General features: G+C 39.1%; 12 protein-coding genes. 3 read left to right on the plus strand and 9 right to left on the minus strand.

Annotated elements, in window-relative coordinates; translation table 11 throughout:
• Nucleotides 1-41: 41 nt before the first annotated feature.
• From NSS81_RS09080 to NSS81_RS09120, 9 genes are all read right to left on the minus strand, one after another.
• The gene (locus NSS81_RS09080; protein WP_342433981.1) at nt 42-1,760 is read right to left on the minus strand and encodes a glycoside hydrolase family 3 N-terminal domain-containing protein; all 1,719 of its coding nucleotides are present in this window, start codon (nt 1,758-1,760) and stop codon (nt 42-44) included.
• A 45-nt stretch (nt 1,761-1,805) separates the two neighbouring features.
• Entirely contained in the window at nt 1,806-2,645 is an 840-nt protein-coding gene (locus tag NSS81_RS09085; protein ID WP_342433178.1) for an HAD hydrolase-like protein, read from the minus strand.
• 96 nt (nt 2,646-2,741) lie between these two features.
• Nucleotides 2,742-3,596, minus strand: coding sequence for an SDR family oxidoreductase (locus tag NSS81_RS09090; RefSeq protein ID WP_342433179.1), 855 nt, complete (start codon nt 3,594-3,596; stop codon nt 2,742-2,744).
• A gap of 31 nt (nt 3,597-3,627) precedes the next feature.
• Entirely contained in the window at nt 3,628-4,677 is a 1,050-nt protein-coding gene (gene uxuA / locus NSS81_RS09095) for a mannonate dehydratase (RefSeq protein WP_342433180.1), read from the minus strand.
• Nucleotides 4,678-4,694: 17 nt separating this feature from the next.
• Nucleotides 4,695-6,110, minus strand: a complete 1,416-nt coding sequence (gene uxaC, locus NSS81_RS09100) for a glucuronate isomerase (protein ID WP_342433181.1) — start codon at nt 6,108-6,110, stop codon at nt 4,695-4,697.
• A 19-nt stretch (nt 6,111-6,129) separates the two neighbouring features.
• Complete coding sequence (locus tag NSS81_RS09105) at nt 6,130-7,143, minus strand: sugar kinase (protein WP_342433182.1); 1,014 nt, start codon at nt 7,141-7,143, stop codon at nt 6,130-6,132.
• 3 nt (nt 7,144-7,146) lie between these two features.
• Nucleotides 7,147-7,788 (minus strand): bifunctional 2-keto-4-hydroxyglutarate aldolase/2-keto-3-deoxy-6-phosphogluconate aldolase, encoded by a 642-nt coding sequence (locus tag NSS81_RS09110; protein ID WP_342433982.1) that lies wholly within the window; start codon nt 7,786-7,788, stop codon nt 7,147-7,149.
• 1,124 nt (nt 7,789-8,912) lie between these two features.
• Entirely contained in the window at nt 8,913-9,629 is a 717-nt protein-coding gene (locus tag NSS81_RS09115) for a GntR family transcriptional regulator (RefSeq protein WP_342433183.1), read from the minus strand.
• Nucleotides 9,630-9,768: 139 nt separating this feature from the next.
• The gene (locus NSS81_RS09120) at nt 9,769-11,127 is read right to left on the minus strand and encodes an MFS transporter (protein ID WP_342433184.1); all 1,359 of its coding nucleotides are present in this window, start codon (nt 11,125-11,127) and stop codon (nt 9,769-9,771) included.
• Nucleotides 11,128-11,774: 647 nt separating this feature from the next.
• Here NSS81_RS09120 and NSS81_RS09125 point away from each other — a divergent pair.
• The 3 genes from NSS81_RS09125 to nspC all read left to right on the plus strand — a co-directional run bounded on the left by NSS81_RS09125 (nt 11,775) and on the right by nspC (nt 16,388).
• On the plus strand, nt 11,775-13,439 hold the full coding sequence (locus NSS81_RS09125; protein WP_342433185.1) for a peptide ABC transporter substrate-binding protein: 1,665 nt from the start codon (nt 11,775-11,777) through the stop codon (nt 13,437-13,439).
• Nucleotides 13,440-14,023: 584 nt separating this feature from the next.
• A complete protein-coding gene (locus tag NSS81_RS09130) occupies nt 14,024-15,259 on the plus strand; it encodes a saccharopine dehydrogenase family protein (RefSeq protein WP_342433186.1) in 1,236 nt (411 codons plus the stop codon).
• Nucleotide 15,260: 1 nt separating this feature from the next.
• The gene (gene nspC, locus NSS81_RS09135) at nt 15,261-16,388 is read left to right on the plus strand and encodes a carboxynorspermidine decarboxylase (protein WP_342433187.1); all 1,128 of its coding nucleotides are present in this window, start codon (nt 15,261-15,263) and stop codon (nt 16,386-16,388) included.
• The last annotated feature ends 131 nt before the right edge of the window (nt 16,389-16,519 follow it).

The following is a 16,519-nucleotide window of genomic DNA, read 5'->3' on the forward strand; positions in this document are numbered from 1 at the left end:
AAGCAACTATTTCTAGCTGCTATTTCCAAAACTATAACTAATTAAAGTCGAGTATCCCACTTATTACACCATACGTTTTCATTTGGTGTTCCTTTGAACTCAGATTCGCCCATGATTTTATCAATCGTTTTCGTCAGTGTAATTTCGTCATCATTGTAGGCATTAATGTAAGCCTTAACCATTGGAACATCTGTTAAGTGTGTTGTAAAGTTTAGGGAAACAAACACAGTTGGTACTTCATGTACATACCATGGTATTTCGTTACTCATTGCCAATTTCCATTTGATTCGGTAATTATTCTCTGCGCCATAGCCGACGATATTCGCAAACACGAGGGCAGCATCTACCTCTTCACGATATTTAAGCGTTGGCCCCTTAATCCGAGTGTTCCCGTCATTTACAGTCACACTAAATCCCCGTCTTTCAAGCTCAGCTACGATGAAATCAAGGGTCTTCGAACTCGCTTCGTAAATTCCGCCTTTTTCACCTTCTAAGAAATAAAGACGAATATTCTTATGAGTTTCGGGACGAATTGGCAGCTGGTCCAATGTATTTTTCACGAGGGTAATACCTTTATCGGCTGCTTCTTTGGCACGATTAATATGGTCTTCACTACCGATAACCTTTAGGTCTTCTCTTGTGCGTAGTAAAGTTCCCTCTTTTTGGGCATTGTGTAAGCCGATAGAAGCTTTTAATCCTAAAATTCTCTCTAACGCATCCTGAAGACGTTCCTCTGTAATCACGCCATTTTTGTACCCATTTAACATAAAGCTGAAATCTTCATCGATATTATTAAAGAATAAGAACATATCACAACCTGCAGCAATCGATTGCGGGACATAATCTTCACGGCGCATCGCTGCTGTCATCCCTAGCATATGGGTGGCATCTGTTACCACTAAACCGTTAAAGCCCAATTTATCTTTTAATAAACCGTTAATTAATTCAGGCGCTAATGTTGCTGGCAGGATATCACGGTCCTCTAAGCCAGGAACTAATTGTTTTTGGTAATGTGGTAAGGCGATATGTCCAGCCATCATAGATTGAACGCCATTTTCAATATGATTGCGATACACTTTACCGAAGGATTCTTCCCATTCCTCTACACTAAGTTCATTGACTCCCAATACTAAGTGCTGGTCGCGTTCTTCCGTTCCATCACCTGGCCAGTGTTTAATACATACGCCAACATTGCTTTCACGTAACCCTTTAATATAAGCGTTTGTATGCTTAATAACGGTTTCGGCGTTTGTACCATAGGCACGTGTATTAACGATGGTATTCCGCCAGTTCTTCAAAATATCTACACAAGGGTCAAAGTTCCAGTTTACACCAATAGCAACTTCCTCACGACCGCTTACATACCCAGCATCAAATGAAACCTGCTCATCACCAGAAGCTTCACACATCGCTGCTTTTGCAACATATGTACCATCTTTCATAGCACCGTTTCCACCAGAATCACAATTAGCCGCCACTAATAAAGGAACTTTGGAATTACCCTGCAATTCATTAATTAAATCTTGAACCTGCTCGGAAGTTCCGTTCATGTAACGGGCACCACCAATATGATATTTTTTCAATATATCAATATTGGAAAGAGCATTGCCGCTAAATTGGTCTCCTCCGAAGAAGAAAAGATTAACAAAGAGCTGGCCGATTTTTTCTTCGTCTGACATATTTGAAATGGTCTCACGAACCCATTTAATATCTTGATCTGATAAATGATAAGGCTTAGCTTTTAAGTCAACTTTAGGCATTTTGATATCAACTTTTGATGTCATATAAACCTCTCCTCTAATGATTTATTTTAAATTGGAATGGAATTCTTCAATTAACTGTTTTTGATATTTATCATTAAAAGTCCCATCCAATAACTTCCCTAACGCTTCATTCGCGAGGCGTTCCCATGAGAACCCTTCTTTACCGACAAGGATTGGATAATAATAAACGTTATTCTTCTCCGCGGCTTCTAGGTCTCCAGGCGCATCACCAACCATTAGGATTCTTTTATTGTCATAACCAAATTTCTTTAATTCCCCAATACAATGCGTTTTTGTCCCTGCTTCCTGACCTAGCATTACTTGCACATGTGGAGTCAACTGATGTCTTGTCCATTCATCACGTACGGCTCCGCTATTTGCTGAAGAAACAATCGCGACATCCGCATCGGCTTCAATCCTCGCCAATCCTTCCTTCACCCCTGGGAATGGCTCATCGTCATCAGATAGTTCTGTAATCGCTTGATTAACAGCATGGCTCCACTCAAGCGCTTTCATTAATTGCTCGTCATTTGTTTTAGCAATTTCTCTTTCTAATGAAGGGTTAGATAATTCATTAGTTGTTTCCGTCCATTCTTTGACAGAAGCTAAACTAGGGATTTCAAGCCCCTCTTTCGCTGCCAATTCAAACGTTAAAACCAAACCTTTAAAACGGTTAATTCCCCGCGTCCTTGAATATAAATTAACGTCGTTCCATATTTCCATAAAGCGGTCAGTGATCGTTTCAATGCCCCAAACCTCAATCGCTTTCGGTCCAAAGCATTTCTGATGCTTAACATCCATCGTGTCCATCGCACAGCCATCAGAGTCAACGCACACTAAAAAGTCTTTTGTTTTTATGAATTCTGATATATTTTCTTTCATTGTCTGTCTCCTCAAATAAGTAAATTTTTTATAAAATAAAAGCCGCCACTCCATAAATAGGAATGGCGACTCTTTTGTTAGAGGTCAGACCTATTCTTAAACTCCAGAATACGCTGCGAATCCTCCGTCAATAGGTAATACAACGCCTGTGATGAAGCTCGCCGCTTGTTCACTTGCAAGGAACAATAAGCCGCCGATTAATTCTTCAGGTTGTCCAAATCTTTCCATTGGTGTGTTTCTAAGGATTTTCGCTGCTCTTTCTGTGTAGCTGCCATCTTCATTTAGCAATAATTTTTCATTTTGCTTTGTCACTAAAAATCCAGGAGCGATCGCATTTACCCGAATTCCAGCTTTAGAAAAGTAAACCGCAAGCCATTGGGTAAAGTTACTGATTGCTGCTTTAGCACCGCTGTAAGCAGGAATTTTTGTTAATGGTGTAAAAGCATTCATAGAAGAGATGTTGATAATCGAGCTTCCTTTTTTCTGTGTCATTGCCTCACCGAACACTTGAGAAGGAAGTAGCGTTCCTAAGAAGTTCAGGTCGAAAACAAATCCAACACTTTTTGGATCTAAGTCAAAGAAGGTTTTTAATTCTGGGTTTGCTTTTACTGCTTCTCCGTCATAGAACTCATCATCTGTTGTTCCGCGCGGGTTGTTACCGCCAGCACCGTTTAGAAGGATATCGCATGTACCTAGTTCTTTCTCAACAATTTCTCTTGCAGCTAATAAGCTTTCTTTTTCTAAAACGTTTGCTGCCACACCGATTGCAATTCCGCCAGCTTCTTTAATCTCATTCGCCACTTTATCAGCTGGTTCTTGACGAAGGTCAAGTACAGCTACTTTCGCACCGCATGCTGCTAATGCTTTACAGAAATCCGCTCCAAGAACGCCGCCTCCGCCTGTTACAACTGCTACTTTTCCTGTTAAGTCTACTTTAAATGGTACTGTCATGGTTTGGTCCCCCTTTTATTTGGTACGCTGATTAGTTTTTACGACTTTTTCCTTCTGCTTCCCATAAGCCGTACAAATAGGTAGCTCCTAAAGCACGATCATATAATCCGTATCCTGGCTTTCCAGTTTCTCCCCAAATCATTCTTCCATGGTCAGGGCGAATCGGTCCAGAATAGTTGAAATCCTTCATCGCTTTAATTACTTCATACATATCTATAGAACCATACTTAGATGGATGCGCTGATTCTTCGAATGAAAATCCGCCTGTAAGCTTAACGTTACGAGCATGTACAAAGTTTACACGGTCTTTCAGTCCGAAATAACGAAGCATTTCTGGAAAATCATTATCTGGATGTGACCCAAGAGAACCGCTGCACATGGTTAAACCATTATTTGGGCTGTCATATAGGTTAATAAATCTTTCAAGATTTTCTTTGTTTGTAATGATACGTGGTAATCCAAAGATATCAAATGGTGGATCATCTGGGTGGATAGCCATTTTAACGCCAGCTTCTTCGGCAACAGGAATAATTTCTTTAATGAAATATTCTAGGTTTTCCCAAAGCTTTTCATGATTTACATTTTTGTAATGATCAAATAATCTTTGTAAATCTTCTTTTTCATAGCTGGAATCCCAACCAGGAAGAGAAAGTTCACCTGTTAGTGGATCCATTTTTTTAGCCACTTCTTCTACGAAAATAAGAGCGGTTGAGCCATCTGGAAGACGGTAATCTAGATCCGTACGGGTCCAGTCAAAGATTGGCATAAAGTTGTAGCAGATAACTGGAATGCCGACTTTACCAAGGTTGCGGATCGTTTCTTTGTAATTCTCGATGTAACGGTCACGAGTCGGCAAGCCGATTTTAATATCCTCATGAACAGGGACACTTTCGATAACAGAAATATGTAACCCAGCTTCTTCTACGGTGCTTTTTAATTCCTCAATTTTATCTAACGGCCATGCTTCCCCCACCGGAATATCATAAATGGCAGTTACAATCCCCTCCATCCCAGGGATCTGACGGATATATTCCAAGGGAATCGAATCTGTTTTACCATACCAACGAAAACTCATTTTCATTTACGAAAACCTCCTTATTAATTAAGCTCGATGCTAAAATAGTTTTTTGCATTGTTAAAACAAATATTCTCAATAAGTTTTTGCAGCAATTCTTGGTCATTTGGAACCTCGCCATCCTCTACCCATGTACCAACCAAATTACATAGAATCCGGCGGAAATATTCATGACGGCTGTAAGAGATAAAACTGCGTGAATCGGTAAGCATTCCTACAAAATGCATCAACAAACCTTGGTCGGCTAAAGCATTTAATTGGCGTAGCATTCCTTGTTTTGTATCATTGAACCACCAACCAGAACCTAACTGGATTTTCCCTGGTACGCCAGCTTCCGTTTGGAAGTTTGCCAGCGTACTGCCAATCAAATCATTATGAACAGGATTCAAGTTATACAGAATGGTTTTTGGTAAGGCGTTATTTTCATCGAACGCTGCAAGTAAAGCATTTAGCGTTACAGCTACTTCCCCTTGATCGCTGATCGAATCAAAGCCTGCATCAGGACCCAAGGTTTTAAACATTTTAGTATTATTATTCCTAATCGCACCAAAATGTATTTGCATGGCCCAATCGCGCTCTTTGTAACACTTCGCAAGGTGAATAAGCACCGCAGTCTTGAATTTATTCTCCTCTTCACTGCTGACAACTTGTCCATTGCGGCCCGCTTGAAAGATCGCATTTATTTCTTCCATTTTAAAAGCAGCAAACGGAATTTCTCCAATACCATGGTCAGATAGGCGTCCGCCTTTTTCATGGAAGTATTGAACTCTCTCTTCAAGGGCCGTTAAATATTCTTCAAAGGACGAGATTTTTCTATTGATTACCGCTTCAAGCTTTTCTACAAACTCTGTAAAGGAATCCTTGTTGATTTCGACACCCTTATCCGGACGGAAGGTTGGGAGTACCTTTACTGGAAAGTCCTTTAATTCCTTAATTTGCTCGTGGTAAAACAAATCATCCGTTGGATCGTCTGTCGTACAGATCACCTTTACGTTGGAACGTTTGATTAAACCTTGAACGGAATAATCATCCTGCTTCAATAATGAATTGCATTGCTCCCAAATTTGTTCGGAGCTAGCTTCATTCAGCAGTTCTTCAATCCCAAAGTATTTTTTTAATTCTAAATGAGTCCAATGGAACAATGGATTTCCAACGGTATTCGGAACGGTTTTAGCCCATGCTTCAAACTTCTCTTTATCGCTGGCATTACCAGTGATAAAACGTTCATCGATCCCGTTAGATCGCATACCTCTCCATTTATAGTGGTCGCCTTCAAGCCAAAGTTCGGTAATCGTGTTAAATTTACGATTTTCAGCAATTTCCTTTGGGGATAAATGGCAGTGGTAATCGTAGATAGGCATGTTTTTCGCATAATTATGATACAAATCTATCGCTGTTTTATTCTTCAGCATAAAATTATCATGGATAAATGCTCCCAACCCAAGCACCCCTTCCTATTTAGCGGTTTATTGAAAATGAACGGCTCATATATTTCTCAACATCTGAGATAGGGATTAAATTAGCATCCCCCTCAATCGTATGTTTCAAGGCAAAACAACCGGTGGCAAACTCAACTGCATCTTGAGGCGTATATTCACTAATTAATGAATAAATGATTCCTGCTGAAAAGGCATCACCTGTTCCAACTCGGTCGATAATATCGACTTCCACCTCTGTTGATTGATAGAACTGACTGCCATCATACAAAAAGGCCTGCAATTGATTACAATTGACGGATACATGTTCTCTTTTCGTCATCGCAATATATTTCATTCCATATTGTTGATGAAGCTGGCTCATAATACTCTTAAGATCTTGCGGACTCGGATGTTTTGGCAGGCGGTCTTTAATATCCTGTCCATCCCTATCCAACAATTGTAAGGGCTCAATCCCAATGCAGACATCTACATCCTTGATTAGTTCGGTCATCTTTTCACGAGCTGTTTCAAAGGACCATAACGCACTCCTGTAGTTTAGGTCACAACTGGTAGTTAACCCTTTTTCTTTTGCGACAGATAACGCTTTCTTGGTCAGCGTAAATAATTCTTCATTTAACGCGGGTGTGATACCGCTGATATGGAACCAATCCGCATCAGCAAAAATGGCATCAAAATCATATTCTTCTACCTTGGATAAGGCAAACGCTGAATAGTTTCGGTCATAATACACTTTTGAAGGCCGGATGGAATAACCTTTTTCAAAAAAATAAATCCCAAGTCGATCACCGCCATGCAGAACATGATTGGTCCGAACCCCAAACCGATTTAACTGTTGCTCAGCGCTTGTACCCAGTGCATTTTCAGGCACTTTCGTTACAAATGAGCTGATCAGACCGAATTTCGCTAAGGAAACGGCTACGTTTGCTTCCCCGCCCCCATAAACAGCATCAAAGGATTGGGCTTGGACAATTTTTTGATAATTTGGTGCCGATAACCGAAGCATGATCTCCCCAAGAGTAACTACTTTTTTCATGTTTTATTCCGCCCTTAGAGAATTGACCTTGTCGATAAACTCACGGGCAACTCTTTGTACCGAGCTAAAATCCCCGCCTACAGCATCTTTTGTCAGAGCTCCGCCAATCCCAACAGCAAAAGCTCCATTTTTCATCCATTTATCAACATTATCGAGGCTTACTCCGCCGGATGGCATCATTTCCACATGTGGGATGGGACCTTTTACATCTTTAATGAATCCAGGGCCTAACAAACTGCCTGGGAAGAGCTTCACTACGTCTACACCAAATGAAAGGGCGCTCATTATTTCAGTTACAGAGCCACATCCTGGAAGATAGGGAGTAGCGTAGCGGTTGCACATTGTGGCAATCGCTCCATCAAAATGAGGACTTACGATATACCGTGCACCATTCATAATCGCAATACGTGCAGTCTCTGCATCCAATACAGTCCCTGCACCGACAATCATTTGCTGATCACCAGTTCGTGTAAGTTCAGCAATTGCCTCTTCAGCACCAGGTGTAGTGAAAGTAACCTCAAGGGAACGAATCCCACCCTGAAAGGCTTGTTTGGAAATCTCAACTGCTTCTTCTTTACTTTTCCCACGGACCACTGCAACCAAATAACCTTTATGCATTTCGTTAAGTACTTGATATTTTTGCAACATTTAGATCACCTTGTCTGTTTTTTATGGCCAAGCTATAATCTTACAGGAGTTACATTTTGTTAAAAATCAATAAAAATCGGATACCTTTTTATAGTGTCTTTTTGGCACTATATTATACCGACTTAGGTTTACATCTTTTCTAACTTGTATACTAGCATACTTTCGAATTATTTACCAATAATAATATACTTGTTCATAAAAAATTAACAATAAAAAAACCAGTATCCCTTTATAGGAATACTGGCCAGGCTGTCAAGAAACCTTCGACAGTCTCTTATTGATATAAGCTTTTTGAACATGTCTGTTGATTTGCGCTCCAGGCACTTCGCTTTCCGCGGGCGGTCGGTGAGCCTCCTCGGCGCTGCGCGCCTGTGGGGTCTCACCCTGACCTGCTAGTCCCGCAGGAGTCTCGTGCCTTCCACGCAAATCAACAGGGTTATAAAATCAATAATACACTACTCTTAACACACCAAAAAAAAAGAAAAATATTTAGTAGTTAAATCTATATTTAAACTAAGTGTATCGGCAAAAATGAATATGAATTTGTTTCTATTAATGAATGGGTTCCTAAGGTTCACATTATCTCTCGAGCCCGATTTGCATGGGATTATTTGAAGGTTATAATGATTATTAATCTAATTTGAGTAAATGTGAAAACTGTTCACTTCTTCCCCGATATACACTTCCAAAATTAAAGTAAAGGTAGTGACACGTCATATTTGGGAAGACTACAAGTAAAAGGTAAGGGAATGTTTCTTATCTAATTTGAAAAAATACTTTATAAATTTAGAAAAGAAAAAGTAGAGCGAAGCTTCGCAGATTCAATTGCTTTAAACTTAGCTTGGCTAGAATAAGTGTGTGGTAATACTTAGGTCATTTACCCCCTGTTGATTACCGCGGAAGGTGCGCAGACTCCTGCGGGAGTACGGGGCAGTGGGAGACCTGCAAGAGCGCAGCTCTGAGGAGGCTCCCCGGCACGCCCGCGGAAAGCGAAGCATCTGGAGCGGAAATCAACAGGCCTGTTAGCAGAAACAATCTTAATTAAATTTTGTATTAAATCAAGCTAAAACAAAAGATTGCCGAGAAAGATACCCTTTCTCGACAATCTGACCAGTATTCCTTTATAGGAATACTGGCATCTGTTCAGGAAGTTCAAAATAATCTAAGTAAGGACTGTCTTCCCTAAATAGGTCTTCCCAATATTTCATTGGTTCAATAATATGCTGTCTAACAACATCTTCTACCCGATCGCAATCCTTTGTTTCAAGGATTTTTAATATTTTCATATGGTCAGTAATCGCTTCATCAAAGCTATGCTGCATTTCAGAAAGGAGCCGCATTCGGTTATAGTGAGTACTTATCCGGGTAATCGCTTCCCAAACATGCGCTTTTTGATTCCCTTCAAATATGATCCGATGAAATTCTTTGTCAAGTTTATGAAACGCGCGCTCCTGCCCCTTTTGGCCAATTAACTCCTCCTGGAGGGAAACATTCTTTTGTAGGTCAAATAAATTTCCCTTCGGAAACGACTCACACGTCAGCTTTAATACCTCTTTTTCCAAGGTGTAACGCATAAAAGAGGCTTCTTTAACTAATTGTGGCTTTATTTTTGATATATAAGTCCCCACTTGGGGAATAACTTCTATTAAATGTTCTTCTCGTAATTTAGCTAAAACTTCTCTAATTGGAGTACGAGAGATCTTAAGCCCGTCAGCAAATTCTATTTCACTAATGGATTGGCCTGGTTTTAATTCTAATGACATAATAGAATCCTTTATCACTCTATAGGAATATTCCTTATTATTCTCACCCGGCAGCCGTGGCGCTATCGTAGCCATATGTTACACTCCCTATTTTTCCGTTCATTTATATTCTCTCACCATAATAGCATTCAAATCTTCTTCCTACAATACCACTTCAAAAGAAGAAGATAGTTAACTAAATAACTATCTTCTTCTTATTTCTATAAAGTTTTTGTTATTTAGCTGTTTTTCTTTTCTCTGCTAAATCAATAGCTAATTGCAGAGTACGTTTTTTGTTTAATGGGTAAAGGAATACAAGTATTAAGAAAACCGCTCCAAGTACAAGGGCAGGAACTAATGTTCCAAGGGTATGAATTCCATCAAGCGTACTAGCTGTTTGTGCCTGAAGCTTTGGATTATATCCAGCTGCAGCGATCACCGCACCACCAAGACCACCAGCTACTGCCTGACCAATTTTACGAGCCATTGAGTAGATAGAGTAGACGGTTGCGTCTTCTCGTAAACCTGTTAAATATTCATGATAGTCGATTACGTCCGTAACGAACGCCCAAACAACAAGGTTGAAAATACCATAACCAAACATCGCAACAGTTAGAATAGCAATAAATTGTGTGGATGAAAGATTAGGAAGGAAATATAGAACGGCATATACAAGAGCTGCTAGTAATAAGCCACCTGAAGCCACTTCTTTTTTACCAAACTTTTTAACTAACGGTTGAATAAACGGCATAGCTACAAAAACTGCACCAGATTGCAGAAGACCAACAATACTTAACGCTTTCGCATTGCTGAAGTAATCCTTAAATAAAAATACGTTTACTGTACCAATTAACATAAAGACAATCATGAATGTTAAGGCAACTACTAGGAACCAAATTAATGGTTTGTTTTTTACTAAACCTTTCATTGTTTTGCCTAAGTTCATTTTTGGTTTTTCCGTTTCATCTAACACAATTCGTTCCGTCGATAATTTATAGCAAGCAAGGTAAGATGCAATTGCTAGACCACCAAAAATTAGTGCAGCTAAAAAGAAGCGATCTGCATCAGGACGATTGTTAACAAATAGAATCATTGGTCCAACTACGTTAATAACTAAACCAGATACTTGTGCACCTAATGTTCTCCAGCTTGAAAGAGCAGTTCTTTCAACAGGATCAGCTGTGATAACAGAAGCCATTGATCCGTACGGGATATTTACCGTACTGTATAGAGTTCCCCAAATTATATAGGTTACGTAAGCGTAAGCAAGATAGAAGCCATCGGACATTCCAGGAATCGTCACGAACATTAAGACACCAGATACTACAAGTGGAACAGACATTCTTAGAATCCATGGTTTAAACTTTCCATTTTTCGTTGATTTTCTTGTATCTATAAAACGGCCCCAAGTAACATCGGCTACCGCATCCCATAAACGAGCAATTAAAAATAGTAATCCGACATGAGCTGGATTAAGTTGGAATACATCTGTATAAAAAACCATTAAGAATGCTGCTACAAGAATAAAGAATAAATCATTACCAAGATCTCCAAACAAATAACCTAATTTGTCTCTCATTCCAAATTTACGCATTATTTTCACCTCTTATTATATTGTTGTTACAAAAACCACTTGGTAAAACGGTTACATTTTCTACAAAAAGTAAATTAACTCATAAGAAACAAGGTACTAAAATATGACATACATCCAACTATTGCTGTAGCTTGTCCAATCCATTTGCATTAAGATAAACCTCAAATATGAAATAAATAATTCCGTTAAAAAGCAATTCTTAGGGACGTGGACTTCTATTAAACAGCTAGTTTGGATATAAGATTTGTTCCCTCCTTTTCTTTGATGTACTAGTATACTAGCATGCCGAAAGTGGAGTTGCAACAAAAAAATGTAAACGGAAACATTTTGTTCAAATTTATTACAAAAGATACTTCCCAACTGAATTTACCTCTTGATTTTCACCGAATTATCCTTATAATATCTAGATTTATTTTTTTAAAAACCCTCAGCAAATGCTTGAGAGCCTCATACTAAATATAAATATAATGATAGATAGGGGCGATTCACACGCTTCTATTAAAAAAAAGACCAGCAGAACGCTCCCCTTGGTCCAAAGTTTCCGCTTTACAAGAATACAAGTTAATGAGTATAATCATTTCATAGTTTAAAATCTTCTGCATATATATTATATTCAGAAAACATTATTATTAAAGGGGGAAAATAAAATGAAGGCCAAACAATGGTTATTATTGTTAACATTTGGATTATTGCTGAGTTTGTTGGCTGCATGTTCTGACGATGAAACAAAGAAACCTGCAAGTAATGAACCAAAAGAAGAGGAACAGGCAAAGGAAAAAGTACTTAGCTTTATAAATCCTGAAGCGATTCCGTCAATGGATCCGTCTAAAGCTACAGATGAATCTTCTTTTGTTTATCTGGCTGCAACAATGGAAGGTCTTTACCGTTTAGATGAAAAAACACAAACTGCTCCGGGAATGGCTATCGATCATGAAGTAAGTACAGATGGTCTGACTTGGACCTTTAACTTACGTGAGGATGCAAAATGGTCCAATGGCGACCCAGTAACGGCTCATGATTTCGTGTATGCGTGGCAGCGTGCTGTTAATCCTGAAACAGGCTCAGAATATGGCCCGTATATGATGAATGGAGTAATCAAAAATGCTGAAGCGATAAGCAAAGGTGAACTTACACCGGACAAACTAGGTGTAAAAGCAGACGGTGATTATAAATTCGTCGTTGAATTAGAAAATCCAACACCGTACTTTGAAACATTAACGACATTCGGAACATTCTTCCCGCTAAATCAAAAATTCGTTGAGGAAAAAGGCGCAGATTTTGCACTTAGCACAGAAAACTTATTAGCGAATGGACCTTACACTATTTCTGATTGGACTAGTACGAGTGATAAGTGGAATCTTGTAAAGAATGAAAAGTATTGGGATGCAAAAACAGTTAAAATGGATAAACTGACATTCACTGTTGTAAAAGATCCACAAACAGCTCTAAGCTTATATGAGGAAGGCACAGTTCAACGAATAGACCTAACATCCGATTTAGTAGACCAATATTCTACTAATGAAGATTATGCTGTTTCAGCAGATACATTTGTTTATTTCCTAAAATTTAATCAAACCACATCTGATGCATTAGCAAATAAAAATATTCGTGCGGCAATCAGCAGAGCATTTAACAAAGAAGCTCTAGTCGATGAGATTTTGAACAACGGATCAATCGCTGCGAATGGTCTTATCCCAAAAGACTTTACACCAATACCTGAATCGGGTGAGGATTTCCGTAAAGTAAGCGGTGACCTTGTCACTTATGACCTAGAAGCAGCAAAAGAACTTTGGGCAAAAGGTCTAGCAGAAATTGGTACGGATTCAGTTGAGATTGAATTTTTAGCTGATGATGACCAAACGACAAAAATTTTAATTGAATATGTTGCTAACCAGCTTTCAACTAATTTAGATGGATTGAAGGTTAACATTAAACAGATACCGAAAAAGCAGCGTCTTGAATTAGATAAAAGCATGGAATATGAACTTCAACTTACTAGATGGGGCCCAGACTTCCTTGATCCATATACCTATATGTTGCTATTTACGACAGATAGTGGGAACAATATGACAGGATATTCAAGTCCGGTTTATGACAAATTAGTATTTGATACTGCTTCAACTCTTGCTACAGATAATGTAGCGCGTTATAAAAACTTCCTTGAGGCAGAAAAAGTGCTATTTGAAGATGCGGCAATCGCACCTGTTTACCAGGCTTCCAGAGCACAACTAATCTCACCAAAAGTTCAAGGAGTGTTCGTAAACCCATTCGGAGCAACCTACGAATACAAATGGGCAGATGTAGCGGAATAAAACCAAAGGCCTGGTTTTAGTTGCTTATCTGAGGTTACTTAAATGAAAAGAGAGGGGGAAATACCAATTGGTATTTCCCCCTCTCTTCTATTTTATTTTCATTTTTTCTATTGCTACTATTTTTATATTCTGATAATATAAAATAGCGTTATTATTGGAAAGCATGTATTCTATAATCCAGAGTCTTTGACCACTTCCATAATGAAGTTAAGGCAAAGGTACGCCGGTCAAATGCCGAATGGCAACTTTAGTTGCCTTATTGATTGAGTTAAAAGCTCAAATTTTATAAGTTGGTTACTTTACAACCAGTGCAATGCACACAACTTGTGAAACGGTCAATAAGAGTAGTAAAAGTAAATTATTTGCTATATAGACTCTGATCTTTTGATGATATTAAATGAATATTATAGAGCTTCCTTACATAAGTCCCTAGGACCTTTTGGTAGTAGTATACATATTTTTTTTGGTATACTTACGCTTTTTTAATATTGATAAAGATATCTAAGCAAGTGTTGTGCGCAATTATGCGCTTTGCACTTGCTTTTTTTGTTGTAAAAAATCAATTTAGTTAGGAGATAAAGGGAATGGGAAAAGCACTTATTATTGGCTGCGGCGGGGTGGCTTCCGTAGCCATACAGAAATGTGTTCAAAACAGTGAGGTATTTGAAGAGATTTGTATCGCAAGTCGTACAAAGTCAAAATGTGATGACTTAAAAGCAAAACTAGACGGCGGCAAAACGAAAATTACAACGGCACAAGTGGATGCAAACAATGTTGATGAACTAATTGCTTTAATTGAAGAGGTAAAACCGGATATTGTGATGAACTTAGCTCTTCCATATCAAGATTTAACCATTATGGATGCATGCCTGGCAACAAAAACAAACTATATGGATACTGCAAACTATGAGCCGGAAGAGACGGCAAAATTTGAATATAAATGGCAATGGGACTACCGCGAGCGCTTCGAAAAGGCTGGAATTACAGCACTTTTAGGTAGCGGCTTTGACCCGGGTGTAACTGGGGTATTCTCTGCCTATGCATTGAAACATTATTTTGATGAAATTGAATATATCGATATTCTTGACTGTAATGGCGGAGATCATGGTTATCCATTTGCAACCAACTTCAACCCTGAAATCAATATCCGTGAAGTTTCTGCAAACGGAAGGTATTGGGAAAACGGCGAATGGATCGAGACGGAGCCAATGGAAATCAAACGCGTTTACAACTTCGCGGAAGTTGGCGAGAAAGATATGTATTTGCTCTATCACGAAGAGCTTGAATCTCTTGCTCAAAACATCCCAGGGATTAAGCGTATCCGTTTCTTCATGACCTTTGGCCAAAGCTATATTACTCACTTAAAGGCCCTTGAAAATGTAGGAATGACTAGCATCGAGCCAATTGAATTCGAAGGAAAACAGATTATCCCGCTTCAGTTCTTGAAAGCTGTATTACCAGATCCAGCATCACTTGGACCAAGGACAGTCGGAAAAACAAACATCGGCTGTATCTTCCAAGGAAAAAAGGATGGAAAGCCGAAAACTTATTATGTCTACAATATTTGTGACCATCAGGAATGCTATAAAGAAGTCGGTTCACAAGCCATTTCTTATACAACAGGTGTTCCTGCGATGATCGGTGCCATGATGGTGATGACCGGAAAATGGAATAAACCGGGTGTATACAATATTGAGGAATTTAATCCGGATCCGTTTATGGAAGAATTGAATAAATGGGGACTTCCATGGGTTGAAGACTTTAATCCTGTACTTGTTGATGAGCCAGTTAAAGAAAAAGAGTTGGAGCTCGTTCGATAAGATGAAGTTCGAAGAATTACCAACACCATGTTATGTAGTCGATGAAGAGTTAATTGAGAAAAATCTTAAAATCCTAAACGGCGTCATGAAGCGGACAGGAGCTAAGATTGTTTTGGCACAAAAGGCTTTTTCGATGACAACAATGTACCCCCTCATTGGAGAATATTTAAGTGGAACAACAGCAAGCGGCTTATACGAGGCGCGTCTTGGTTACGAGGAAATGGGCAAAGAGAATCATGTCTTTGCCCCTGCCTATCGTGAAGAGGAAATCGACGAAATTATCTCTATTTGCGATCATATCATCTTTAATTCCTTCTCACAGCTAGAAAAATTTAAGGATAAAGCATTAAAAGCTGGCAGGAAAGTGGGCTTGCGTATTAATCCTGAATGCTCCACACAAGTCGGCCATGCTATTTATGACCCCTGTTCACCCGGATCTAGGTTTGGTGTAACAAAAGAGCATTTTCGTCCCGATATGCTTGTTGGCGTTTCAGGGCTGCATTTTCATACACTTTGCCAGCAAAACTCTGATGACCTAGAGACAACTCTTAATGCAGTTGAAGAAAAGTTCGGGCCATGGCTATCACAAATGGAGTGGATCAACTTTGGCGGCGGTCATCATATCACACAAGAAGATTATGATATCCCGCGGCTAGAAAACTGTATTAAGAAAATGCAGGATAAATACGGTTTAGAAGTATATCTTGAGCCGGGAGAAGCCATTGCCCTCAATGCAGGTTATTTGGTTACTTCTGTCCTTGATCTCCATCAAAACGGTATGGAGATTGCGATTCTTGACACTTCAGCCACCTGTCATATGCCGGACGTATTAGAAATGCCTTATCGTCCGCCTCTTTTTGGATCTGGAGAAGCAGGTGAGAAGCCATTTAGCTATCGGCTTGGCGGGCAAACCTGCCTGGCAGGCGATGTCATCGGAGATTATTCTTTTGATCAGCCCCTAAAGAGCGGTGATCGATTAGTTTTTGGTGACATGGCGATTTATACGATGGTCAAAAACACCACTTTTAACGGCATGCCTTTACCGGCAATCGTTGTTCAAGACAAAGATGGAGATTGTCATATTGTGCACCAATTTAGCTACCAGGATTTTAAAATGAGACTAGCTTAAAGAATAGAGGATATGTACCGAAGCAACTCCCGAAGTGAAAAAACCAGATTCTCAATCACGAATCTGGTTTTTTATAAAAGATGAATAGTCCGAATTTTTCACTAAAACTTAATATTTAAATAAAATATTAT

Source organism: Neobacillus sp. FSL H8-0543, from assembly GCF_038592905.1.
GTDB lineage: Bacteria > Bacillota > Bacilli > Bacillales > Cytobacillaceae > Neobacillus.

Bases quoted from the DNA above. Each gene is read 5' to 3' on its own strand.
- NSS81_RS09080 (WP_342433981.1), bottom strand. From the start codon at position 1,760: ATGCCTAAAGTTGACTTAAAAGCTAAGCCTTATCATTTATCAGATCAA.
- NSS81_RS09085 (WP_342433178.1), bottom strand. From the start codon at position 2,645: ATGAAAGAAAATATATCAGAATTCATAAAAACAAAAGACTTTTTAGTG.
- NSS81_RS09090 (WP_342433179.1), bottom strand. From the start codon at position 3,596: ATGACAGTACCATTTAAAGTAGACTTAACAGGAAAAGTAGCAGTTGTA.
- uxuA (WP_342433180.1), bottom strand. From the start codon at position 4,677: ATGAAAATGAGTTTTCGTTGGTATGGTAAAACAGATTCGATTCCCTTG.
- NSS81_RS09105 (WP_342433182.1), bottom strand. From the start codon at position 7,143: ATGAAAAAAGTAGTTACTCTTGGGGAGATCATGCTTCGGTTATCGGCA.
- NSS81_RS09115 (WP_342433183.1), bottom strand. From the start codon at position 9,629: ATGGCTACGATAGCGCCACGGCTGCCGGGTGAGAATAATAAGGAATAT.
- NSS81_RS09120 (WP_342433184.1), bottom strand. From the start codon at position 11,127: ATGCGTAAATTTGGAATGAGAGACAAATTAGGTTATTTGTTTGGAGAT.
- NSS81_RS09125 (WP_342433185.1), top strand. From the start codon at position 11,775: ATGAAGGCCAAACAATGGTTATTATTGTTAACATTTGGATTATTGCTG.
- NSS81_RS09130 (WP_342433186.1), top strand. From the start codon at position 14,024: ATGGGAAAAGCACTTATTATTGGCTGCGGCGGGGTGGCTTCCGTAGCC.
- nspC (WP_342433187.1), top strand. From the start codon at position 15,261: ATGAAGTTCGAAGAATTACCAACACCATGTTATGTAGTCGATGAAGAG.